Raw genomic sequence first — 22,730 nt, forward strand, 5'->3', positions numbered from 1 at the left:
CACTATATATGGTTTATTCCTAAGCCAATTGTTTCATGTTCTAATCCTTTGATTGGTGCCCCGATAGTTCCGTACAGTGCAACAGCAATCCATTCGCCCTCTTCTTCATTTATGTAAGGTGTTCCCCTTACGATTGAAAAGCGAAGACCAACTGTTCGCAAAACTTCACCTAGTTGCGTTTGACCTCTTGTTACACCAGAGAGAGCTTCCATAATCGCGTGGTAAAGCGAATGCATCTCACGGTAGAGATCGCCTCTCACCAAGCCGCTTCGTTTGGCGGCTGTTTCAATTGCTGCAACAACCTTCTGACTATCCATCGAACCGATTTTTCCAGTACAATAGCTCCAATTTAACTCATTGAATTCACGATTCCACTCTTCCTCTTCTCTATCCACTAATAGAAGTAGCATCGCACTTTTACCTATGCGGTTCTGATCTACTATGTTTACCAAAAGCATCCGCACCTCAATAGAAAAATTCTAAATTGACTAATAACTCATCTTTATTGTATGTGCTGATAAAGACAGGTGTCAACGAAATTTCTACTGATTTTAGAAACTTAGAGAGGTAGTTTGGTAGTGTGATAAAGGGGACTTAGGGGTAGAGGTAAGGGTAGATGCGGAGGGACGAACCTTTAAATTGGAAAGAACAATCCTATGGGGCAGGATCGTTCTTTCATTTTTCATTCCGTATCTTTTTTTGAGGTTTTGCTATTAGGCGGCTTTTTGCTGTTAGGTTTGTACGTTAAGTATTTGACTGTCCTGCTGTCTTTTTTTAATTGCAAGTAGGATAAGATGTTCATTCGCTCAGTGGGTGTAGGTTCTGGAGCCTCAGGACTTGTGGAGACAATATTAATATTAACCTCTGGATTTCTTTCTAAAACGATTAAATAATCTTTTGGCGTTTGATTTTGGTCAAAATGAACATATTTAAATGGAATTGGATTTTCAAAGCTTATTGGAAGAGCATAGGCTGTAGGAAACTTTGCAGATTCCATGACTAAGTCTGACAATATAATACTCTCTAAAGCATCAGAAAATATTGGTGGACTATAGACTGCTACTAGTTTGTCATTATACTTTTTACCTTGAAATATTATTGAATATTTTTTCCCTGTAACAAGAGTATTTTTAAGCTTACTCCAATCCTCGAATACAATCATAAATTCCCGTTTCATTTTTTCCTCCTTTTGGACTATTATTATAGTCTTAATATTTTCACAATTCCATTTTACGACAATTTTCTACGTTTTTCTGTAATATTTTGTATTTGTTACATATTTGTAATATTACCGTTATTTTTTTAATATAATACAACTATTTCCATCTTCTAGTTTCACTTAATTATATTTTAAAATGCATTGCTTATATCTTGATGATTATCCTTTTCGCACTCCTGTTTCTCCACATATTCTCTATAATACCTTTCCGGCGGAGTTGGAAAATAGGCAAGTGTTCTTGTTTTACTAATATAAGGATTGGGTTGGGATGTAACATACGAGGCATAACTGCCTCATGGATAGTTTTCAGGGTTGGAAGTGAGATTAGCTTCTAAAGGATTGCGGTGGATATATCTAGATGCAGAGATAAAGTAGGCAGAGATATCTATTTTAGATGCCCTATATCTTCCTTGAGAAATATGGCCAACAAGGCCATATTTCCTATTAAAATAAATAACATATCTTGTATGAAGGATTCGGAAAATTTGATGTATCGGAATGTGGCTTGTTTCAACTAACAAGTGAAGGTGGTTAGACATAAGGCAGTACGCATGCAAGGCGAATCGCTAGTTGGATTGTGTATCCTGAAGATAAAGTAAGTATTTCTGTCTATCAAACGGTGGAAAGAAAATACATTCTTTTCTGTTCCCTCTCGCTGTAATGTTGTAGGTGGTGCCGGGGGTCCAGTTACGTGGATTTCGAGGCATTGAATCACTCCTTTTAGATTTGTAGAAGTATACTATTCGACAAATTTTTGGGGGTTCCTGCATTATTTAGTAAATTTTTTTTGAGGCGGTCCGTCCCCTGCTATGGTAATGCAAAAAAGCACTCTGGTTTCCGAGGAGAACCTAGAGTGCTTTTGTTTTTTGTGTGTATTGGATTTCGAGTTCTTGTTTTAGCCAGTTGATCATTTGATTTGTGTCCATGTTGGCGTTGTTTGCTTGGGTGAATGCTTTTTCCATAAGGCTTAATAGTTGTTTCTCTTCTGCTTTTTTTACCATTTTTTCTCTAGATCCTCCTGGGTAGATTTGCAGTAATTTAATTCATTACCACAATATATTACACAAAACGAGATTATGTAACTGATGAATCTACAATATCAGAAAACTATGACTTTTGGAAATGCAAATTTTGGCTAAATTTTGTCGTAAATACCTTACACTTATCAGTTAATTGAAAATGGTGACGCAAAGGTATAAAAACCTTAATTTTACTAGGTGGAACTTCAGTTAGGTTAGGGAGATTGCATTACTAACTGATGAAATGACTAGGTTCTGTGGCAACACCCGAAGAGTAAATATCAAGGTGACCCTACTAAGTTGGCAGTTTACCACAGACTAAAATCACTAACTATCCTGCTACTGAGGCAACGAGGTAGCGGAGGGGATGAAAATTTTAGCACTTGAGGAAGTAAAAATAAAACATACCAAAGAAAAACGGCTAGTTATATTAGTATATTTTTCAGTATAATTATCTCATCGTAGGGGTCACCTACTTAACTTATAACGTATAAGGCGATAATAGCGTCGGTTTTCCGACATTTTTTATTATTCTTCTACTAATATTCTACATTATATGGAAACATTCTTCATTTTTCGATAGAATAGGAAGAGGACTTTTATAAATTTGGAGGACAAAATTTCATGCAGAATGAAGTCAAATTAATCAAGGGGTTAAGACAGCCATCGATTTTCTTTTACCAGCTAAAAGAAGCAGAGGTTTTAAAAGGCTATCGTCTTAGAATTTTCCTATTATTTATACTCTCAAGCTTAGTCTACGGTTTAGTCGCTCACTTTGGAATTGGAATGAATTCATTATCCAAAGAGCTAGTTGGTTTATCCCCTACTGCTTTTGAGACAGAAAAATTTTACTTTTTTATTGGCCGCGTGCTATTAGGGTTGTTGTATGCAGGAATTATTTTGTTCATTCCATCGCTACTTTTTTGGACACTTTCAGAGGAAGCAGAATATCGCAAACTAGTGGTCGTTCAAGGCTTAACATTAATTATCTTATTAATTGAAAAACTAACCTTTATCCCATTAGCACTTTATCTTTCTTTAAACTGGTTTTCCTCTCCTTTTTCTTTAGGAGTGCTATCACAATATATTACTTCTAACAGCTGGGTCATTTACTTTTTAGGATGTATTTCACTATTTAAAATATGGACATTATTTATTCAATATAAAGGCTTGAAAAGATTACTTGCCAAAAAGAATTGGGTTATTTGGGGCACGCTTCTTCTTTATAATCTCGTTTTTTGGTGTATAACAGCATTTTTAGCCTATATTGATTTTTCAAGTTTACTATAAGGCAGTGATGAGAATGAGAAAACGTACTTATATTTTAGTGACAATTTCAATCCTATTATTTATTGGTGTGAATGTTTTCCTAATTGAAAAAGAAAACAGCAGAGTAGACCGCCTACTTCATACGGACCTTTGGAAGTCAGTAACGCAAAGCAATTTGACAAAAACACTCGCTAAAGAAGGTGTCGTTACTTCCGAAGAAGAAACACCTATTTACTTTAATGATGAATTTGGAACCTTCGCTGAATTCCTTGTCAAAGAAGGAGACGAAGTAGAAGTTGGCACGCCGCTTTTTCAATATGAAGCAACCGACCTGGAAGCTCAAAGAAACCAGTTAGAATCAGATATTGATCAACTAGAGGATGAAATCGACAGTATCGAAGATCATATTGATGATTTAGAAGATCTCGAGCGTTCTGTTCCATCTGTTTCCAATGAAGAGGAGAAAATCCCTCTAGAAGCCAGTGCTATGGAAACAGAGTTTTCCATCGAAAAAGAAATTGCTTCAAAAGAGTTCGAAGTAAGCCGTTTGGAAAATCAAATCGATAATCTTGAACGACAAGTATCTGATTTAGATTCCTATGAGTCTAGCTTAACCGTTCAAAGTTCTGTTGCTGGAATTGTAAAAAATCTTTCCCACGAGATTGATAATCCATTAATTACGATTGCTTCTGCAACACCTGTCGTCAACGGTGATTTAACAGAAACAGAATCACTTGAAGTAGAAGAAAAAATGCAAGCACGGATACGTTCCAAAAATGAATCCGGTACGTTAAAGGGAGAAATTTCACAAATTTCCTCTTTTCCAAAACAAGATCCTGCTGTAGAAAAGGAAAGTTCGTATCCTTTTACTGTAACCATTCAGGATGAAAGCAAACTTTTACCTGGCCACCATGTTGAAGTATCAATTATCCTTGAAGAAGTGAAAAACGTGCTAGCAGTCCCTGAAATAAGTATCGAAAAGCTTGGCGATAAAGAATACATCTGGGTACTCACCGATAAGGGTACTGTAAAAAGAAAAGAAGTCAAAACAGGCCTTGTTGTCGAAGGAAAACAACAGATTACTTCAGGTGTTGAAAAAGGGGAACACTATATTGTAAACCCTTCTGACTATCATTACTTAACAAATGATGTCCGCTTTATCACACCGCTAAATTGGTCTAAAGTCGAATGGAAAGACTGGAAAAAACAATTAAAAGAGCCATTTGTTATGGAAAACTTGTTGATGGGGATTTTAGAAAGAAAATAATATGGAATGAAACTGACTCTCTTTCTGAGGGTCAGTTTTTTGTTTGGGTGTTTGGGTGCTGATTTGTTTGTTCCTGGGACAAATGCGGGGGTTTTGTTCCTGGCACATTTACAGGGTTTTGTCCCTGGAACATTTACGGCTTTTTGTCCCTGGAACATTTACAGCTTTTTGTCCCTGGAACATTTACGGCTTTTTGTCCCTGGAACATTTACAGCTTTTTGTCCCTGGCACGTTTCCGGCTTTTTGTCCCTGGAACATTTACGGCCTTTTGTCCCTGGCACATTTACGGTCTTTTGTTCCTGGCACATTTACGGCCTTTTGTTCCTGGCACATTTACAACGGTCTGTGCCAGGAACAAATAACAAATTAAAAGTTAAGCATTTCATTTAATCTACATACTCCCCTTTTTTCGCATCATACTAAGTAGAAGAAAGGAGTTGCTTCCATGAACCTATTAAAAAAGTCAGCTCTTATTATCCTTTTTATTTCTGTGTTTCTTATTGCCCTCCCTTCTAATTGTTTCTCCCTTCAAGCGTCCGCTACTGGAACGAAAAACGTTATCCTGCTCATCATGGACGGCACTAATTCTGATGTTGTTACACTTTCCCGTTGGTATAAAGGGAGTTCATTAAACCTAGATAGTATTGTCGTTGGAGGAGTGCGAACGTATTCTGCTCAATCGGCTATCACCGACTCCGCCGCAGCGGGCACTGCAATGGCAACTGGCCATAAAACACTTGCTGATTATATAGGCATGATTCCTATTTCAGGTCGGAAAGATACACGACCAGTCCTGACCGTGTTGGAAGCAGCACATTTACATGGGTATTCTACTGGGCTTGTTTCCACTTCTCCAATACAGCATGCTACCCCCGCCGCGTTTTCTTCTCATGTAAATGACCGCAACGATTTTAGTGATATTGGGGAACAGCAAGTTTACCAAAACCTCGATGTCGCACTCGGCGGAGGAAAGGCGTGGCTTCATCCAAAAGCAGAGGATAATGTAAAAAATGACGACGGCATGCTGAAAACTCGCGAGGTAAGCCGAACGGATGGTGAAAACTTGTTAAAAGAGGTAAAGACAAATGGGTATACCCTTTTGAAAACCCGTGAGGAACTTTTAAAAAAAGATGTGCGAAACGATAAGGTTTGGGGATTGTTTGCCAATGAAGATATCTCGTATGAATTCGATCGCGAAACACTTCACCCCGATCAACCATCTTTAGCTGAAATGACGAAAAAAGCAATCGAGTCGTTGAGCAGCTCCAAAAATGGATTTTTCCTTATGGTAGAAGGAAGCAAGATCGATTGGGCAGCACATAAAAATGACCCTATCGGCATGATAAGCGAGGTTCTTAGCTTTGATGATGCTGTTGGAGAAGCGTTGGACTTTGCCAAAAAGGACAAAAACACCATGATTATTGCTGTTACAGACCATGGCAACAGTGGGTTAACAATCGGTAACAGCAGTACAAATAAAGATTATTTTAATCAGCCTGCCGGGAATTTTATTAAACCGCTAAAAAAAGCAGAGCTAACCGTAAAAGGAGCTACATCGCAATTAAAAAAAGACCGCTCCAATTTAAAAAAAGTTCTCACGACGTATGGACTAGATGACCTGTCAAAAGCAGAATACTGCAAAATCAAAGAAGCCGATGATTTGGAAACAATCGAGGACAGCATGGTAAAAATGATGGCTAAACGTGCCCACTTAGGTTTTACCACCCACGGGCACAGCGGGGAAGATATCTTTCTGTATGCATACGGCCCAGGCAAGCCTACCGGTTTAATAGAAAATACACACATCCCGCTAATTATCTCGGAGTATTTGGGGATTCCCTTACACTCCAAAAGGTATGATGAGTGGTACATTAATGCTATGACATACTTTAAGAAAAAAGGATACAAAGTCAAAATAGATAAACAAGATAAGGATAATCCTATTTTTACAGCTATAAAGGGTTCGGAAAAACTGCAATTTCCGGAGAATAAAAACTACTATTTGCGGAACGGGAATAAAGTGTTGCTTGAGAGTGTGAATGTTTATAGTGGGGATGGATTTTATGTGCACGTGGATTTTTGAGGGATGAAGAATTTCAGTGGGCAATTCTGTTCCTGGCACAATGTATGCTGTCTGTGCCAGGAACAATTACTACCATTAACTTCTAAAATCGTCACTGCCCTCTTTTATATTTAATTCTACGTAAAATTTATAAGTCTCCTTGGAACCATTAGTCATCTCACGAAGAAGCCTCTTTGTATGAACTATGGTGTCTTTAGATGTCTTACTTATATACGCCCTGTAACTACTCCAAGGATATTCTTCGGGTCTGTTTGTCATGTTGGCTTTTACTGGATTCAAATGAATATAACGGCTTGTATCTAACATGTGCCTCCAACTTTTTATTAAAGTTGCGTGGTATCTCTCCTGAAAAACGTGACCTACCAATTCATATTTTCGATTGAAATATCTTGCGTAAATGGAATGAATAAATAAGATTATATCTGAAGGAGAATGTTCGATGGTTTCGATTAGGAGATGAACATGATTTGTCATAAGGCAGTAGGAGTGAAGATAAAATGGAGTTTTCTCTTGGGCTCGCTTGATAAGAGATAAATAGTACAAATAATCCTCTTTTTTTCTGAATATTTCCTGTTTGCGATTCCCTCTTGCAGTAACATGGAGCATGACCCCAGGATAGTATTCTCTCCGTTTTCTCGGCATTTGATCACCCTTTCATTTTTATCATTAAAGTTATTCTGCATTCTCCTTCATTTTCCTTCTAATTTAACAACTTTTTTATTTTTTGTTCCTGGCACGTTCTTCTCCTTTTGTTCCTGGCACAAACTACCGCTTTTGTTCCAGGAACAGATCTGTCCTGCAATCCCGCTTCCCCCATTTCTTTCCGCTTCCTTTTTACGTTATAATAAAAAGATGGGATTTTTCGTTTGATGGGAGGTGGCTTTTTATGTCGATTAGGCTACAGGAGCTGGAGGAGAAGCTTTTGCCGGTGAGTGAGTATATTCGAAGCGAGTTGAAGGCTACGGATGAGGAAAGTCGGAATGTGGTTCAGAAGGGGCTGCTTTTGTTTCGTCAGCATTTGGTTTCGAACGTGAAGGTACGGGATGAAGCGGCTTTTGCGGAGGTGCAGGATGTTACGCCTGTTACGGTTAAGTTGGATTTGACTTTCCCATTGCTTAGTAAATGCTCTTGTCCACATGAGAAATGGTGCCGTCATCGGATGGCAACATTTTTTGTTCTATATAATAAGGTCGGTCGTGTTAGTGAATGGCTAACGGAGTGGCGAAGCTCGAATGAGGGACACCCTAGTAATGCAAAGGCAGGCTCTGCGTCTTCGCTCCAAGATTTATTAACAAAGCACTCTTCCACAGGTGCTCTTCGTAAGGCTAGCGATTTATTAAAGGAGAGAAAAACACGTGGGAATTCTCCTGAAGAATGGTGGATATTTTTTGAAACAGTCGTATCCGATGAGGATATGGAGGTAATAGAACGACAATCTTATATGATTGATATACATATACAAAATTTTTATAAGCGATTAATGAAGGATGCTCCTTTTGAACGAGAGTGGAAGCCGCTCTATCAATTGTTTACGACTTTTTATTTATCACAAACAATTGATGCATTTGTTCAAAAGCGGGAAATACAATTAGATAAAAATCATTATTCTATGTATGATTTTCTTTTAGCGGAAATGGAAGAAGCTATTCGAAGGCTGGCGGTTCATGCAATGCCTTTTAGTTTTGATCCTTATATTAGTTTTTTAAAAAATAAAACAGTGGAATTTAGTTCTTCTTCCGAGCAAAGTACAATGGTGAAAGCAGATATTTATCGATTCCTTTGGTTTTTCTTATTTAAGACAAAGCAATGGAGACGGCAAGAGATAGAACGGTTGAAAGCAGCTGTTCCGCAGGATACGTTTGGGACGGTAGCCCTTCTCCATCAGTATTTGCTGCTAGATGATTTTGATCATGCTTATGAACAATTTGATAGACTAGGTTTAGAAATTATTCATTTTGCCGACTTTTGGTTGGAGCAGTTTTTCTATTTGAAGAAGTATGATACTGCTGTTTTTGTTTTAAAACAACTTGCTCCTAAGCTTGCGGACTACATGAACGGGCTAGATGATTACTATGCGACACAATTTGCTCGTTGGTTTTTTCGGATTTTGCCGATGGATTGGCTTGCGGAAAATCAGAAACTGCTTCTGAAGGAACTGCTCCTTTCCCTGCTTCCTTATAGCTTTTTTTCCTATAGTCAGTTTTTATTGTCGGCGAAAGACTATCGTGCGTGGGTGGAGCTTCAAATTTATATGAATTATTCGATACAAGAAATGGAAGGCATGGGGCTAAAGGATGTCGCAAAGGATGCTCCAGAGCTTGTTCTTCCACTGTATCATGAAGGGATTATTCACTATATTGAACAAAAAAATCGTGACAGTTATAAAAAAGCCGTTCGTTATTTAAAGAGACTGCGGACGTTATATAAAAAATTAAAACACCCGGAAAAATGGGAAGTCTTTTTTGCTTTTATTTTAGAAAAAAATAAGCGATTACGGGCTTTTCAAGAGGAATGTAGAAAGGGTAAATTGATTGATGCTTAAGTTATCGCCTGTGAAGATAGTAATTGATACCAATACAAGTCCTGATTACTTTCTCGTTTCTGCTGTTAATGATAAGGGGGAGCCTCTATCGGTTACAGACTGGAAACGCCAGTTATTTTTATGGCATGAGGAAAGTTTTTATGGAACACGCCTTTCTGTACAAAAAATTGGCTACCAAGATCATGTGATTGTTTCTCATTGGGAGCTCTTAACACTCCTTGCCAATGAGAGTTTTAGTTCGATGGTTGATTGGGACTGGGATGAGACAGGGCAAGCTTGTTCTGCGATTGCTCCAATTCTTTTTGATGCCATCGAGTCAGGGAAATGGCTTCCACAGTTTGATAAGTTAAAAGAAGAGGGGTTACAATTCCAAATTCCTGAAGAGGTTTGGACTAATTTTCCGAATGAGTTTTGGGAAGAGGAACTCCCTTCTGGCCCTACTAAGCGCGGCTTAACTGAGCGATGGTTTCAACATGGATTAAAAGAGGCCATGAATGCAAAAGAATCTTCGTCATGGAGACGAGTGCAAAAGCTTCAGGACAGTTCGTTAACGTCGGAAGAGCTTCAAGCCTATTTTGATGAGGAACGTTGGAGTGAATGGATTGGGTTAGAGGACTCCTCCCTCCCTTTTACAATGGGTCTAAGTATTTCTGAACCTTTGGAAGAGGAAGATACATGGCACTTAGAAACCATTTTACGAGATAAAAAGAAACAGGATCGTGTTATTTCATTGGTGGAAGACAAGATTCCGCCTAGTTGGAAAAAATATCTACCGGAAGTTTACCTTGAACAAAAACGTTGGATGAATATGATGCCGTTAATAAAAGGGACGGGAGATAAACTTCGAACAACATTAGATGAACACGATGCGTGGGATTTCTTAACTATTTTAAGTGAAAAACTAATTGATTTAGATATTGAAATTCTTTTGCCTTCTTGGTGGGAAGCGATGAAAGATGCCCAGCTGACGGTAAAAGCGCGATTAAAAAATACAGATACGAGTTACCGCCCTTCTTTTGTCGGTTTGAATGCGATGCTCGACTTTGATTGGCGACTGTCGATGAATGGCGTTGATTTTTCCGAAGACGACTTCCAAAAGCTTGTCAATGAACAACGTCGGTTAGTAAAAATCCGCGGTCAATGGATGAAGCTTGATCCAGCGATGATCCGCAAAATCCAAGAATTGATGACAAAGGCAAAGAAAGATGGGATCTCGATTCAGGATATGCTCGAACAAGAGCTTGTTCCGAAAGATTCGGATGAAGCGGCGCCCGACGAGGATGAGTATGATCCACACCAGTATGCGCGTATCCAGCTTGAACTTAATCGATCGATGAAGAAGCTTGTGCACCAGCTTTCGAACGTGTCGACAATTCCGATTGCCGAAGAGCCTACAGATTTCCAAGGGGAATTGCGACCATACCAGCAGCTTGGGATGAGTTGGCTATTATTTTTACGGAAGTTTGGATTTGGGGCTTGCCTGGCAGATGATATGGGCCTCGGCAAAACGGTACAGTTAATTACGTATCTTTTACATGTAAAAAATAACGAAACACCAGACTCGCCTGCGTTAATTATTGCCCCTACTTCTGTACTGGGGAACTGGCAACGGGAATTGGAGAAATTTTCACCATCTCTTTCTGTCCATCTTCATTATGGTTCTAATCGCTTAAAGGGGGAGAACTTTTCAGAAGGAATTGCTGATGCGGATGTTGTGTTAACTTCGTACGGCTTGTCTCATATGGATTTTGAGGAACTCTCGCAAATAAATTGGAGTGCTATTTCACTTGATGAGGCGCAAAATATTAAAAATGCGAATACGAAGCAATCCCGTGCTATCCGTAAATTGTCTGGGAAGCATCATATCGCATTAACAGGGACACCAATGGAGAATAGATTATCTGAACTGTGGGCAATCTTTGATTTTCTCAACCATGGATATCTCGGTGGCTTTACGCAATTTCAGAAAAATTATATTGCTCCGATTGAAAAGGATGAGTCTGAGGATAAAGTTAGAGAACTTCAGGCAAAAATTAAACCATTTTTACTACGTAGAACGAAAAAGGATCCTGAAGTGGAGTTGAACCTTCCAGAGAAGATTGAGCAGAAGGAATACTGTCCATTAACAGCGGAACAAGCCTCCCTTTATGAGCAGCTCATTCAGGAGACATTCACAAAAATTGAAACGTTAGATGGTTTTGAACGCAAAGGATTAATCTTGCAAATGCTTAATCAACTAAAGCAGTTATGTAATCATCCGGCCCTTTATTTAAAAGAACCGGTGCCAGATTCGGTACTGCAGCGATCAGAGAAGATGCAAAAGCTCGTGGACATTGTCGAGGTAGCCCTCGGTGCCGAAGAGGGTTGTCTAATTTTCACCCAGTATATTTCAATGGGAGAAATGATCCAACGCGTGATGAAAGATAAGTTTGGTGTTGACGTGCCATTTTTAAATGGAAGTACGTCCAAAACGCAGCGTGATAAGCTTGTATCTGATTTCCAAGAAGGAAAATTCCCTGTCTTTTTACTGTCATTAAAAGCAGGAGGAACAGGACTTAATTTAACAGCTGCCAACCATGTTGTTCACTATGACCGCTGGTGGAACCCGGCAGTTGAAAATCAAGCAACAGACCGCGCCTACCGCATCGGTCAAAAGCGATTTGTCCATGTCCATAAAATGATTTCCTCTGGAACACTAGAAGAAAAGATCGACAGCATGCTCGAAAAAAAACAAGCACTAAACGAAGAAATCATCCGAAGCGACCAATGGATCACCGAACTATCCAACCAAGACCTCCAATCCCTCCTAACACTAGAATAAGTTTTAGTGCATTAACGTAGTGAGGGACGGACCTCCAAAAAGGGTACTGCAAACAAAAAACAGCCGATTCCATCAAAGGAATCGGCTCTATTTGAAGTTATAAGGAGTTTGATTTCGAGGTAACGTTTTATTCTATCTTTTTCGGCAGGATGTTAGAGGTAATTTGTTGTTGGTAGGATCAAAAATACATATTATTAGTTGGATACTAGGCTGAGTTTTTTCTGCTGGTTAGATATGTCGGGAGCTTTTTCTACAGATGCGTGTTCTTCGAGGGTTTCTATACGTTGCGAAAGGTAGTAATTCGCTACATTTACTCGTGCTAACTTACGGATCAATTCTTCATTTAATTTTTCCAAGCGATCAATTCTTTTTTCTATCAATGCTAGAGACAAGTTTTCACCTCCTAAAAAATACTTTTTCTTTGTTAGAAGATATTTTAAAATGGCAATTCTATTTTATCAGTTGATTTCTGTGGCTGAGCAGGTTTGCCATCAAGGAATTTAACTGATTCCGCAACTACTTCCGTCACATAGATTCGCTTTCCTTGTTCATTTTCATAGTTACGAGTTTGAAGTCGGCCAACTATTCCAATTACGGAGCCTTTTTTGCAATATTTCGCTGTGTTTTCAGCTGCTTTATTCCACAACGTGCAAAGAACAAAGTCCGCTTCAAATTGCCCTTGTTGATTACGAAATCTACGGGTCAATGCGATTGTAGCATTCAAAACTGATTTTCCATCTGGTGTTACTCTAGGTTCTGGATCTTTCGTTAACCTCCCCACCAATGTTACTTGATTAATCACTGAGCATCTGCCCTCCTTTCCTGTCTGACCCCATCTTACAAGCATTCCTTTATCCTGTAAAATGAAGGAAATTGTATTTTCACTGCTATTTCCTCTCGAATTCTCAAAATTCATCTAGGCGAATTTTCACTTTTTAAAACAAATCTTAATGAGGGAATATAAAATTAAACTTTTTTAAAGTTTTTTCCAATGAAGAAGAATAGTGAAATTACACCATTATGTATCCGTTTCTCTCTATGGTATAATTTTGGTAAAAGTGAAACTAATGGTAGGAGATGTTCGTTCATGAAAACATTCAAAGTTATCACTCTCCAAGTTGTCGAAAAAGAGGTACTGAAGGACATTAATATCGTGGACGGTTTAATTATTAACAAAGAAGACGATAAAAGAACATGGTTAATTGAGACATATGTTTCAAAAGAATACTATGATTACTTCCGGGAAGCTCAACAGGAAAAAGGCGATTTAGAAATACAAGTTGTTATTTCTCACCAAGCAAATGATCCAGCCGCATTCTTAACATCTATTCGGTGCATTAAGTTAATGGATGATAAAATGAGTATTTTGTTTGAAGGAAAGCTAAGAAAACAACGAAATGAGTATGCAGAACTCTTACTCGCTAACTTAATGCAAAAGGGCTATGCAGGGGAAGAACTCATGCAAGAATTTAAAAGTAAAATGAAATCCAAACCACAAATTCCCGCCTCATCAAAGTCTAGTTCGGAAGCAAAAAACATATAACAAGAACAGGACGTTCATTATATGGAACAACCTTAGAGAATGTGGTATACTAGTATAAAATTAATTCTAAGGTGCGTGACAGTCATGATTGGCGAGCGAGTAAAAAGGTTAAGACAAGAAAAGAAAATGTCCATGACGGAGCTTGCTGATAAAGCTGGAGTAGCTAAGTCGTATTTAAGCTCAATTGAACGAAGTCTTCAACAGAATCCTTCCATTCAGTTCCTTGAAAAAATTTCTGCTGCCCTCGGAGTTACAGTTGACTCCCTTTTACATGATGAAATTAAAGAAGAGCAGATGGATTATGAATGGATGAAGATTGTGGAAGAAGCAATGGATTCAGGCATTTCAAAAGATCAATTTCGTGAGTTCATTGAATTTAATAAATGGCGTCAAGGTCAAAAATAAAAGTCTTGCTAGGAAGCAAGACTTTTTAATTTTCTCTGTTTGGTTTTAGAGCTTTTACCGAGGTGTTCATTTGTAAAAACTCTCTAATTTCTCCCTGTTTTATTCCGACTTTCATTGCCTCCTTAATTAGTTGGATCCATTCTACATCTAATTCTTTCTTCCCCAAATCCCATTCCTCCTAAAATACGCTTCGTATTTCAGGCAATCCAGCCGTCATAGTTTACACAAGCTCATCCTTTTGAAGCATGTCTAAACCTTAGACCCGTGACTTTGCGTCCCTACTTTTCAACAGGTTTGCCTTTATCTGACATTATCTCTTTAGTCCCATCCTTATTATACTATCTAGCTATTTTTTTATATGTTGATTTTTGTCTATTCTGAAATTTTTTCCGGAAAATTTTTCTTTATATTTTGACAATTTAGGTTTTAATTTACGTATATTTTTATTATTAATTAAGGTAATGACATAATATTGTCGAAGGGTTAATACAGTCTCTTTTCTGCCTGTCTTTGATATGCTTCCAACTTTTTACTTAGAGGAATAATTCTCTTTGGATTTATCGTAGAGGAGTTATACAAAGGTGCACTGGTTAAGTCAAGTCCACATGAGGGGCAAATCCACTCTCCTAGTTCTGCACTACTATAGGATGGACGGGTACAGCGATCGCATGTTTTTTTATACATTTCAATACCTCTTTCCCTGATATAAATTTATTAGAAAAGGTTAGTAGTGATGAAAAATATATGCTGAAGGTCATTAAATTAGGCTCTTTTCTCATAGATTATTGTTTTTACTTATATAAATTCTTCCCGTTAATTTCTGCTACGCTCGGGGAGAAATAAAAGACTCTTAGAAACCGGAGGCGACTTTCTCAGCTCGTGAAGAAAACAGGAAAAATTCCCCCAAGGCACCCTTTTCCTTTTGAGAATTTTATCTTTTTTACAGCGAGCTAGACATACGTTTCCTCTGTGGGATTCTCACTTCCCTCTTTTCCCGCAAGAGTCAAATGCCCTCCGCTCCAATCAATTCAGTGGGTTAAACTTGGTTTGGAGTTAAAAAGCAGCAAATTTTACGAAAGCAGCCTTTAATTATTATCCTTTCGCAAGCTAAAATAATACTACAGAATCAATTGTTCTTTTAAAAGAACAATTGATTCTAGTATAAAGTAGCCACTGTTATTTAAAAAATGGCAAATTCCTTCATTTTTTCATTATAATGAACACTTTCTGTTCTATATCTTCAAAATCCTCATTCTTTCAGATAATTTCGTTTTTTATATAAAATATATTGTTCTTTATAATGTATAATAAGAAAAATTAGTATGATACGTTACAAAAAATACGACTAGTAAACCTCCCAAAAGAATGGGGATTTCCTAGTCATATAATCTTTATTGATAAAGGAGAAAAATTTTTGAGAAGTAGCATATTGAAAATAACCAGTTTGACATTATTCATTATAGGATTAATGTTAATTACCTATTCCATTTATCACATCATTTCGCAAAAACAACAGGAAGCACAGGCATTGAGTGAAGCAAAAGAGAAGCTTACAGATGAACATCTAAAAAAAAAAGAAATAATTCTGAGGTTATATATTCTTTTTCAAAAGGGGATGTTGTTGGAATTCTTGATATCCCTGCCCTTAATAAAGAACTTCCGATCATAGAAGGTACGGATGAAGAAGAGCTTGAAAAAGGAATTGGTCATTATTCCTCTACAAAACTTCCCAACCAAAGGGATCGAATCTTTTTAGCAGGTCATCGTGATACCGTTTTTAAGCACATCGGGGAGTTGCAAGAGGGAGATAAACTTATAATAGAGATGAAGGATGGCATATTTATCTATGAAATTTTTGAAACATTTATTGTTCATGAAACAAATATGTCCGTTTTACAATCCACTTCCCCTGATGAAGTTCTAACATTGTCCACTTGCTATCCATTTGACTATTTATCTAGTACAGAGGAGCGTTATATTATTAATGCACGGAGAATAGAATCACCTTAATCAGGTGCGCTTAGCATATTCAGAACGAACAGGATTGGGAGGATAAGAGTTTAAAGCTATATAGATGTCCCAATAGAAAATTACCCACAAAAGAATAACTTATCATTTCCTAACTATTAACAAAAACCCCTATTTTTTAGGGGCTTTAATGAACAATATCACTATAAAAAGGGTTGATATCTTGTGCGTTAATAAGCTCTTCTATGATATATTCAATATCCGCTTTGGAGTAATTTTGCAAGGGGAGCTCTTCATTAAAAACTTGATAGTACAAAATTTGTGCCAATTTGAAGTCTTTATCTAAAGGTAGATTTAGTTTTTTTTTGCCATTCCTTGGAGTTTATCAAGTAAAAATTTTGCTTCTACTTTACATGAATAGTCGTAATCCGTTCCAAGATCCTTTTGAAGAGAGTCTATTTCGTTCATTTGCTCTTCGGTTGGTGGCTCTGAAAGAATTTTTTCTATCGTTTCATTAATCTTAACTGCTAACTCTTCATGAAATTTGGGATCATTTTTTATCTGATCATCTAAATTGTTAAACCATGAAGCACTTTCATTTATATATGTACGCCAAAGTTGAACAAAGTTTTGTAATTCATACTTTTCTTCATCCCAACTAATCTTCGCCATATATTGTTCAAAAGCTGTTTTTATAGAACGGGTAATACTGATCTTCGTACCCGATGATAATTGATTAAACATGTATAAAAAGTACCCCCTAAAAAAATATACATAGTATTATAACTATATCATAATGGCCAGACGATATGTAGAGCTTCTATTGTAAAAAATATGGTAATTACTTTTACCATTACTATATCCTACCTTAAAAGATTTTACTTTAAAACGAAACTTTCTTCAAATTTTTTGTGAGTTATCACCGTAAAAGTATTTTTTAAAAAACAGAGACAGCTACTGCCATCTCTGTCAAAATTATTATTGATCTTTATTATCTTCGTCTTTCATATCTTTTGTATCTTCTAATGGTTCTTCATCTGGAGAATTCTCATCTTCTAATAACTCTCCATCACCATTGTTATTGTTATCACCGTTATTTCCATTGTTTTGGTCACCATTGTCACCGTTCAGGTCACCATCGTCACCGTTGTCAACGTTGTTTCCATTATTACCGTTGTCACCATTGTCGTTATTCAAATCCCCGCCGTCCTCTTCTAATGGTGCATCGTCCTCTGGAGGTGGCTCTTGGTCATCATTGGCATTACAGCCAACTAAAAGCATTGCAGCAAGTGCTGATCCACCCAAAATGGATAATAATTTTCTGCTCATGATGTATAACTCCTTTCAAACATATAAGTGTAAGTAAGACCGCTATTACTGGTCTCCCATTATCATTCCCAATTTTATTTTAAACTTACATTGATTTTGAAATTTAACAAGGAAAAAGGAACGGTTCTCTAAGGACTTATCTTAGAGAACCGTTCCTTTTATCCCGCATTAACGGTCAGGAAAACGCCACTGATTGAAGTTTCACTTTATTATTGTTTGTCACCTAGCGCAAACATCATTTCTAGTTCACAAGCGACCTCGCCATCTACCGTAGCAATTCCCTTTCCTTTTCCGATTGCTCCCTTAAAGCGAGTCATTTCAACTTCAAGACGAAGTTGGTCACCAGGTTTTACTTGACGCTTAAACCTACATTTATCAATCCCTGTAAAAAATGCTAACCGGCCACGATTTTCTTCCTTTTTCAGCATCGCCACTGCTCCAACTTGTGCGAGTGCCTCGACAATCAAAACACCTGGCATTACAGGATAATCAGGGAAGTGTCCATTAAAAAATTCTTCATTAGCCGTCACATTCTTAATTCCAACTGCCTTTTGGCCTTCTTCCACCTCTAAAATACGATCCACTAACAAAAAAGGATAACGATGTGGAATAATTTCTTTAATTTGATCAATAGTAAGCATATCACTAGTCCTCCTAAATATGTACGATATCCTTCTATTGTACCGAAATCGAGGATGATTTGAAATAGATGCTATTTTGAAGGGAAATCCATTACTGTGCTGACTGGCACCGAGAACTACAAGTATTACTTTACCAATTTAAAGCAGTGAGGGACGGACCTTTGAAGGTTTCCTTTAAAGGTCCGTCCCCCACTACACTAACGTATTAAAAAAACGCCCACTACTTGAGAGGGCGTCTAATATGCAAGGGTTATTTTTCTTTCATTACGATGTCGTAGATGTGTTGCCATGTTTCGAGTTTAAAGGTGTCTAAGAATTTTCCGTCCCCGATGACACTGAAACCGATGGCGGTGCCAAGAATTAAACTGACAGCAAGAAGTAGAATAAATAAAAGGACACGAAGCCAGATTGGAATGAGTCTTACACGTACCCAAGCCTGCGTTTGGGTTTCTTGTGTCATTTCCTCTTTCTGCTGTTTTACTTTCGCTTTATCTGCTTTAATGTCTTCCCTTGTTTTACCTTCTTGTAGTATATCTTTTCCTGTCATAGTTTCAAACCCCTTTAGCGTATCCCGTTCACAAGGCCCATCATTTGATCTGCCATCGAGATCGATTTTCCTTGAAATTGATATGAACGCTGAACATTCAGCATATCTGTCATTTCTTTTCCAATATCAACGTTAGAAGCTTCTAACATTCTTTGCGACAAGGAAATCCCATTTCGTGCCGCTCCTTGGATGTTTGTAATAATTTCAGCTTCGTTTACACCTAGATTTTGCATGTTCGCTGGTAATCCAATTAAATTCCCGCCGAACTGCTCCATAAACTGTGGCTTTTCTAATTGAACAATTCCAAGATCAAAGGTAGTTTCGGTTCCATTTCTATCACGAACCGTTACTTCCCCGTTACCTTCTAGATTGAACCTTTCCACATTCTCTGGAAATGTTATAAAATTATCGTTCTCATCTAACACAGGATGACCCGAACCATTAACAAGTAGCGCCTCGCCATTTCCTGTAGGACTAATATAGAAAGCCCCGTCACGAGTATAACGGACATCATTATTCTCGCCATCTTGGACAAGTACTTTAAAGAATTGTTTACTATTTGTCAATGCGAAGTCTAGTTCCCGATTGGTATTTTTTAGCGAACCTTGTGTTAAAATCATCTGAGCTTGACCAAGCTTCGCCCCAACACCTTGACGGATGCCGTTCGGTGTTAATCTCCCAATCTCTGCCTCTACGTTTCTCTGATTATTGAATTGCTGTACTAATAGTTCCGAAAAAGTAGCCTCTTTACGCTTATATCCATTCGTATCAGAGTTTGCTAGGTTGTTACCGATCATATCTATTTGTTTTTGCAATTGATTCATTGTATTCGTTGCAGTAATCATTGTCCTGTTCATCTTATTGGACTCCTTTATCCGTTAGTAAAATAGAGGTAATTAGCTTAGCCATTTACTCGTCCGATTTCGTTAGCGGCCTTTTCCATACTGCGATCATATGCTTGCAATACTTTTTGGTTAGCTTCAAAAGCTCTGTAAGCTGTCATCATATCTGTCATTGTCCTAGCAGCATCTACATTCGATCTTTCTAAAAACCCTTGACTTGTTCTAAAGGAAACACCCTCTATGTTATATGCACTTGGAAGTGGGTTATTGTTTTCAGATACAAATAAACCATCGCCTTGTTTTACAAGTGTATTAGGATTCCCAGCAAACCCGATTCCTAATGTTGCCACGTTCCTATCATTAACTAAAACCTGACCATCTTCATTTATCGTAAACTGATCACTAGGTAATTGGATTCTTTCATCACTATTATCTAAAACATATTGCCCATTTGCTGTTGTCAGAAAACCGCTGCCATCAACAGTAAAATTCCCGTTTCTCGTATAACGAGGTGTACCGTCTAAGCCTTCAATTGTAAAAAAGATAGAGCCAAGAGCGCCAGAGACTTCATCTACAGGCATGGAAAGGTTTGTTAATGCAACATCTGTCCCATTCCCAGTCTCTTTCAGATCGCCCTGTAAAAAGTTAGGCGTAGCTTCCTGCATATAAACTCCTGTATTAAGTGCTCCTATCTCACTATTAAAAGGAATATTTAGTTTCCTTTCTGTTGGAACTTCTGCTGAATCCAACCGCTGCAATAACATTTCTGGAAATGCTCGCATCGATGATTGGTCCGCTTTGAATCCAGGTGTGTTTGCATTAGCCATATTATTTGATAGCATTTCTGTTTTCCGTTGCTGTGCAAGCATTCCGGAAGCAACAGTATAAAAACCGCGAAACATTTTCTCCACCTCTTTTTCTATTACAGCATGTTGCCATTTTGAATAAGACTTAGACAGCATCCAAGTCCCTAAGTTCCGTCCAAGCTTCTACCTATTCATTATATCGGAATAATGCTTTATTTGTTATCATTCTTTCGCTATTTTTCATTAGAAAATGTTGGATGTCTTGCTTTACGAGGACTGTCCCCTATTGATGTAATCACTTTGTTGGATAGGTTGTGTGTAGTTCTTTCCTGGTAGCACGTAGACGGGGTCTGTCCCCTTATCTATTAAAAAACAGATAACTTACATTCACTGCATATCGACTTCTTCGTTAATCAGGGACTGACGCCGTGATGTAGTATGCAGTTGCTAGGTTAGAAACCTCCATTTTTTCACTTAGTATCTGCCAATTACTTTGCGGTGTCAGACCCCTTTGCCTCTTAGATGGGTCTCGAAGGCTACGCAAGCCGCTTCCGCTTTTCTCTGTCCAGCTCCTGCAGCTAGCCCGCTGTGAAAAAGATAAATCCCCCCCAAAGGCAAAAAGCGCCTTTTGAGGGAATTTTCTATTTTCTTCGCGGGCTGAACGAGCTGCCTCCGCTTTTCTAATTATCCTATTTTTTTCTTTGCAATCCGATCGATATTTTCAAGCATGATTCCTGTTCCGATTGCAACGCAGTCCATTGGGTTTTCTGCTACTAGAACTGGGACTTTTAGCTCTTCTGCTAGCAGTAAGTCTATGCCATGAAGAAGTGCGCCCCCTCCGGTTAAAATCACTCCGCGGTCGATAATATCTGCAGATAGTTCAGGCGGCGTTTTTTCTAATACATTTTTAGCAGCTTGAACGATAACTGCGATATGTTCACGAAGTGCTTTCTCGATTTCTTCTGAATTAACAGTGATTGTACGTGGTAGTCCCGATACCATATCACGTCCACGAATACTCATTTCTTCGCTTCGAGATCCAGGGAAAACAGTTCCGATATTTACCTTGATGTCTTCTGCAGTACGTTCTCCAATTAAAAGCTTATACTCTTTTTTGATATAGCTTAAAATTTCATTGTCAAATTTATCCCCTGCCATTTTTATAGAAGAAGATGTTACGATATCCCCCATAGATAAGACAGCAACGTCCGTTGTACCTCCACCGATATCAACTACCATATTTCCATAAGGTTGGAAAATGTCCATTCCTGCACCAATTGCAGCCACTTTCGGTTCTTCTTCAAGGTAAATTTTCTTGCCACCACTTTTTTCTGCTGCTTCTTTGATTGCTTTTTGCTCAACACTTGTAATATTCGTAGGGCAGCAAATCAAGATTCTTGGTTTTGATAAAAATCCTTTAACATCTAATTTATTAATAAAATGTTTTAACATCGCTTCTGTTACGTCAAAATCTGCAATTACTCCATCTTTCAGTGGACGCATTGCCATGATATTCCCCGGAGTACGCCCAACCATGCGGCGAGCCTCTTCTCCTACTGCCAACACCTTATTCGTATTTTTATCTATAGCGACCACCGATGGCTCATTTAACACAATCCCTTTTCCTTTTACATGAATTAGTACATTAGCCGTACCTAAATCAATTCCTATATCTTTTGCAAACATCCTGTCTTTCTCCCTTCAATAGTAAAAAAAGTCAACATTTGTGCCTTTACTCATGTATGTAATTTCTTTGAGCTAATAGTCATACGAAAATAGAAATATATATACTTATATATTCTTTCACCTAATTTATCATTTTACCATAAAAATGTCGAAATAAGGGAACAAATGTCAAGAAAATGTTTCGAAGTTATTAACTTTGTCCCACATTAACAGGCGGTCCCAACTACTTGCAATTTAAGAGAAGACAATAAAAAATATACCAAGACCTTTTGAGTTTTCAGGTGCTTGGTATATCGGTTTTAGCTATGGAGTTCTTCTTTACGGTATTTTTTCTTTGTTGCTTCTCCGCCTCGTAGATGTCTGATTGATTTATGATAATCAAGGATTGTTTTAACTTCATTGGCTAATTCAGGATTTATTTCTGGCAAACGTTCTGTTAAATCTTTATGGACAGTACTTTTGGATACGCCAAACTCTTTCGCAATGACGCGAACAGTTTTTTTCGTCTCCACGATATACTTACCAATCTTGATCGTTCTCTCTTTGATGTAATCGTGCACACCACTCGACCTCCCTAAATTGGATGTGAGAAGTGCGAAATGAGACTCGCCTTTCGCTTCAATGACTAGTACAATCCGCAAAAAGAAATTCTGTATCCTACAAAAGAATAGCTATTTTCCTATTTATGCGGCAGAAAGCTATATATACACTTTCTGAAATTACGACAGATGATCATGATTATT

Annotated in this window: 24 protein-coding genes and 1 riboswitch; of the genes, 8 read left to right on the forward strand and 16 right to left on the reverse strand. The window is 37.9% G+C overall.

Translation table 11 applies throughout. The features are described from left to right. Positions 1-2: 2 nt before the first annotated feature. From hutP to ACFSUL_RS20935, 4 genes are all read right to left on the reverse strand, one after another. Entirely contained in the window at positions 3-452 is a 450-nt protein-coding gene (gene hutP / locus ACFSUL_RS20920; RefSeq protein ID WP_377938283.1) for a hut operon transcriptional regulator HutP, read from the reverse strand. A gap of 230 nt (positions 453-682) precedes the next feature. Then, the gene (locus ACFSUL_RS20925) at positions 683-1,177 is read right to left on the reverse strand and encodes a hypothetical protein (RefSeq protein ID WP_377938285.1); all 495 of its coding nucleotides are present in this window, start codon (positions 1,175-1,177) and stop codon (positions 683-685) included. A 335-nt stretch (positions 1,178-1,512) separates the two neighbouring features. Continuing rightward, positions 1,513-1,776 carry a transposase gene (locus tag ACFSUL_RS20930; RefSeq protein ID WP_377938287.1) on the reverse strand — a complete coding sequence of 88 codons (264 nt, stop codon included), beginning with the start codon at positions 1,774-1,776 and terminating at the stop codon, positions 1,513-1,515. Positions 1,777-2,067: 291 nt separating this feature from the next. Next, a complete protein-coding gene (locus tag ACFSUL_RS20935; RefSeq protein WP_377938289.1) occupies positions 2,068-2,220 on the reverse strand; it encodes a hypothetical protein in 153 nt (50 codons plus the stop codon). Between the two features lie 642 nt (positions 2,221-2,862). Between ACFSUL_RS20935 and ACFSUL_RS20940 the strand changes: the two genes are divergently transcribed. The 3 genes from ACFSUL_RS20940 (at position 2,863) to ACFSUL_RS20950 (ending at position 6,857) form a co-directional block, all read left to right on the forward strand. Further along, complete coding sequence (locus ACFSUL_RS20940) at positions 2,863-3,528, forward strand: hypothetical protein (RefSeq protein ID WP_377938291.1); 666 nt, start codon at positions 2,863-2,865, stop codon at positions 3,526-3,528. 13 nt (positions 3,529-3,541) lie between these two features. After that, positions 3,542-4,774 (forward strand): efflux RND transporter periplasmic adaptor subunit, encoded by a 1,233-nt coding sequence (locus tag ACFSUL_RS20945; protein ID WP_377938293.1) that lies wholly within the window; start codon positions 3,542-3,544, stop codon positions 4,772-4,774. A gap of 445 nt (positions 4,775-5,219) precedes the next feature. Further along, a complete protein-coding gene (locus ACFSUL_RS20950; protein ID WP_377938295.1) occupies positions 5,220-6,857 on the forward strand; it encodes an alkaline phosphatase in 1,638 nt (545 codons plus the stop codon). A 75-nt stretch (positions 6,858-6,932) separates the two neighbouring features. On the opposite strand, the gene ACFSUL_RS20955 is transcribed toward ACFSUL_RS20950, so the two are convergent. Beyond that, positions 6,933-7,499 (reverse strand): transposase, encoded by a 567-nt coding sequence (locus ACFSUL_RS20955; RefSeq protein WP_377938296.1) that lies wholly within the window; start codon positions 7,497-7,499, stop codon positions 6,933-6,935. Positions 7,500-7,743: 244 nt separating this feature from the next. On the opposite strand from ACFSUL_RS20955, the gene ACFSUL_RS20960 reads away from it, so the two are divergent. Then, positions 7,744-9,399, forward strand: coding sequence for an SWIM zinc finger family protein (locus tag ACFSUL_RS20960; RefSeq protein WP_377938297.1), 1,656 nt, complete (start codon positions 7,744-7,746; stop codon positions 9,397-9,399). Further along, positions 9,392-12,220 carry a DEAD/DEAH box helicase gene (locus ACFSUL_RS20965; RefSeq protein WP_377938350.1) on the forward strand — a complete coding sequence of 943 codons (2,829 nt, stop codon included), beginning with the start codon at positions 9,392-9,394 and terminating at the stop codon, positions 12,218-12,220. The genes ACFSUL_RS20960 and ACFSUL_RS20965 overlap by 8 nt, the downstream gene beginning before the upstream one ends. Positions 12,221-12,414: 194 nt before the next feature. Here ACFSUL_RS20965 and ACFSUL_RS20970 read toward each other — a convergent pair whose 3' ends face one another. Then, positions 12,415-12,612: a hypothetical protein gene (locus tag ACFSUL_RS20970; RefSeq protein WP_377938298.1), complete on the reverse strand. Its 198-nt coding sequence runs from the start codon at positions 12,610-12,612 to the stop codon at positions 12,415-12,417. Positions 12,613-12,656: 44 nt separating this feature from the next. Continuing rightward, the gene (locus ACFSUL_RS20975; RefSeq protein ID WP_377938299.1) at positions 12,657-13,022 is read right to left on the reverse strand and encodes a single-stranded DNA-binding protein; all 366 of its coding nucleotides are present in this window, start codon (positions 13,020-13,022) and stop codon (positions 12,657-12,659) included. 285 nt (positions 13,023-13,307) lie between these two features. Here ACFSUL_RS20975 and ACFSUL_RS20980 point away from each other — a divergent pair, with 285 nt between their 5' ends. After that, positions 13,308-13,763: a YwpF-like family protein gene (locus tag ACFSUL_RS20980; protein ID WP_377938300.1), complete on the forward strand. Its 456-nt coding sequence runs from the start codon at positions 13,308-13,310 to the stop codon at positions 13,761-13,763. Between the two features lie 84 nt (positions 13,764-13,847). Beyond that, a complete protein-coding gene (locus tag ACFSUL_RS20985; protein ID WP_377938301.1) occupies positions 13,848-14,168 on the forward strand; it encodes a helix-turn-helix domain-containing protein in 321 nt (106 codons plus the stop codon). 25 nt (positions 14,169-14,193) lie between these two features. On the opposite strand, the gene ACFSUL_RS20990 is transcribed toward ACFSUL_RS20985, so the two are convergent. Next, the gene (locus ACFSUL_RS20990) at positions 14,194-14,334 is read right to left on the reverse strand and encodes an anti-repressor SinI family protein (RefSeq protein ID WP_377938303.1); all 141 of its coding nucleotides are present in this window, start codon (positions 14,332-14,334) and stop codon (positions 14,194-14,196) included. Positions 14,335-14,365: 31 nt separating this feature from the next. Next, positions 14,366-14,477, reverse strand: a riboswitch (cyclic di-GMP riboswitch). Positions 14,478-15,761: 1,284 nt separating this feature from the next. Between ACFSUL_RS20990 and ACFSUL_RS20995 the strand changes: the two genes are divergently transcribed. After that, on the forward strand, positions 15,762-16,178 hold the full coding sequence (locus ACFSUL_RS20995) for a class D sortase (protein WP_377938352.1): 417 nt from the start codon (positions 15,762-15,764) through the stop codon (positions 16,176-16,178). A 312-nt stretch (positions 16,179-16,490) separates the two neighbouring features. On the opposite strand, the gene ACFSUL_RS21000 is transcribed toward ACFSUL_RS20995, so the two are convergent. The 8 genes from ACFSUL_RS21000 to spoIIID all read right to left on the reverse strand — a co-directional run bounded on the left by ACFSUL_RS21000 (position 16,491) and on the right by spoIIID (position 22,547). After that, complete coding sequence (locus ACFSUL_RS21000; protein ID WP_377938305.1) at positions 16,491-16,880, reverse strand: hypothetical protein; 390 nt, start codon at positions 16,878-16,880, stop codon at positions 16,491-16,493. Between the two features lie 234 nt (positions 16,881-17,114). Beyond that, positions 17,115-17,465, reverse strand: coding sequence for a hypothetical protein (locus tag ACFSUL_RS21005; RefSeq protein ID WP_377938307.1), 351 nt, complete (start codon positions 17,463-17,465; stop codon positions 17,115-17,117). A gap of 209 nt (positions 17,466-17,674) precedes the next feature. Beyond that, entirely contained in the window at positions 17,675-18,106 is a 432-nt protein-coding gene (fabZ, locus tag ACFSUL_RS21010; protein ID WP_071410540.1) for a 3-hydroxyacyl-ACP dehydratase FabZ, read from the reverse strand. 250 nt (positions 18,107-18,356) lie between these two features. Further along, complete coding sequence (locus ACFSUL_RS21015; protein WP_377938310.1) at positions 18,357-18,653, reverse strand: DNA-directed RNA polymerase subunit beta; 297 nt, start codon at positions 18,651-18,653, stop codon at positions 18,357-18,359. A gap of 14 nt (positions 18,654-18,667) precedes the next feature. Continuing rightward, positions 18,668-19,510: a flagellar hook-basal body protein gene (locus ACFSUL_RS21020; protein WP_377938312.1), complete on the reverse strand. Its 843-nt coding sequence runs from the start codon at positions 19,508-19,510 to the stop codon at positions 18,668-18,670. A 44-nt stretch (positions 19,511-19,554) separates the two neighbouring features. Further along, positions 19,555-20,397: a flagellar hook-basal body protein gene (locus tag ACFSUL_RS21025; RefSeq protein WP_377938314.1), complete on the reverse strand. Its 843-nt coding sequence runs from the start codon at positions 20,395-20,397 to the stop codon at positions 19,555-19,557. A 588-nt stretch (positions 20,398-20,985) separates the two neighbouring features. Next, positions 20,986-21,987, reverse strand: a complete 1,002-nt coding sequence (gene mreB, locus ACFSUL_RS21030) for a rod shape-determining protein (RefSeq protein ID WP_377938316.1) — start codon at positions 21,985-21,987, stop codon at positions 20,986-20,988. 299 nt (positions 21,988-22,286) lie between these two features. Further along, on the reverse strand, positions 22,287-22,547 hold the full coding sequence (spoIIID, locus tag ACFSUL_RS21035; protein WP_071410535.1) for a sporulation transcriptional regulator SpoIIID: 261 nt from the start codon (positions 22,545-22,547) through the stop codon (positions 22,287-22,289). Positions 22,548-22,730: the final 183 nt, after the last annotated feature.

Source organism: Bacillus seohaeanensis (assembly GCF_042684945.1).
Lineage (GTDB): Bacteria > Bacillota > Bacilli > Bacillales > Bacillaceae_B > Rossellomorea > Rossellomorea seohaeanensis.

Excerpts from the sequence above, each read along its gene's own strand:
- ACFSUL_RS21000 (WP_377938305.1), bottom strand. The coding sequence starts at position 16,880 with ATGTTTAATCAATTATCATCGGGTACGAAGATCAGTATTACCCGTTCT.
- ACFSUL_RS20985 (WP_377938301.1), top strand. The coding sequence starts at position 13,848 with ATGATTGGCGAGCGAGTAAAAAGGTTAAGACAAGAAAAGAAAATGTCC.
- ACFSUL_RS21005 (WP_377938307.1), bottom strand. The coding sequence starts at position 17,465 with ATGAGCAGAAAATTATTATCCATTTTGGGTGGATCAGCACTTGCTGCA.
- fabZ (WP_071410540.1), bottom strand. The coding sequence starts at position 18,106 with ATGCTTACTATTGATCAAATTAAAGAAATTATTCCACATCGTTATCCT.
- ACFSUL_RS20965 (WP_377938350.1), top strand. The coding sequence starts at position 9,392 with ATGCTTAAGTTATCGCCTGTGAAGATAGTAATTGATACCAATACAAGT.
- ACFSUL_RS20950 (WP_377938295.1), top strand. The coding sequence starts at position 5,220 with ATGAACCTATTAAAAAAGTCAGCTCTTATTATCCTTTTTATTTCTGTG.
- ACFSUL_RS20980 (WP_377938300.1), top strand. The coding sequence starts at position 13,308 with ATGAAAACATTCAAAGTTATCACTCTCCAAGTTGTCGAAAAAGAGGTA.
- ACFSUL_RS20940 (WP_377938291.1), top strand. The coding sequence starts at position 2,863 with ATGCAGAATGAAGTCAAATTAATCAAGGGGTTAAGACAGCCATCGATT.
- ACFSUL_RS21015 (WP_377938310.1), bottom strand. The coding sequence starts at position 18,653 with ATGACAGGAAAAGATATACTACAAGAAGGTAAAACAAGGGAAGACATT.
- ACFSUL_RS20955 (WP_377938296.1), bottom strand. The coding sequence starts at position 7,499 with ATGCCGAGAAAACGGAGAGAATACTATCCTGGGGTCATGCTCCATGTT.
- ACFSUL_RS20945 (WP_377938293.1), top strand. The coding sequence starts at position 3,542 with ATGAGAAAACGTACTTATATTTTAGTGACAATTTCAATCCTATTATTT.
- ACFSUL_RS20925 (WP_377938285.1), bottom strand. The coding sequence starts at position 1,177 with ATGAAACGGGAATTTATGATTGTATTCGAGGATTGGAGTAAGCTTAAA.
- mreB (WP_377938316.1), bottom strand. The coding sequence starts at position 21,987 with ATGTTTGCAAAAGATATAGGAATTGATTTAGGTACGGCTAATGTACTA.
- ACFSUL_RS20960 (WP_377938297.1), top strand. The coding sequence starts at position 7,744 with ATGTCGATTAGGCTACAGGAGCTGGAGGAGAAGCTTTTGCCGGTGAGT.
- ACFSUL_RS21025 (WP_377938314.1), bottom strand. The coding sequence starts at position 20,397 with ATGTTTCGCGGTTTTTATACTGTTGCTTCCGGAATGCTTGCACAGCAA.
- ACFSUL_RS21020 (WP_377938312.1), bottom strand. The coding sequence starts at position 19,510 with ATGAACAGGACAATGATTACTGCAACGAATACAATGAATCAATTGCAA.
- ACFSUL_RS20935 (WP_377938289.1), bottom strand. The coding sequence starts at position 2,220 with ATGGTAAAAAAAGCAGAAGAGAAACAACTATTAAGCCTTATGGAAAAA.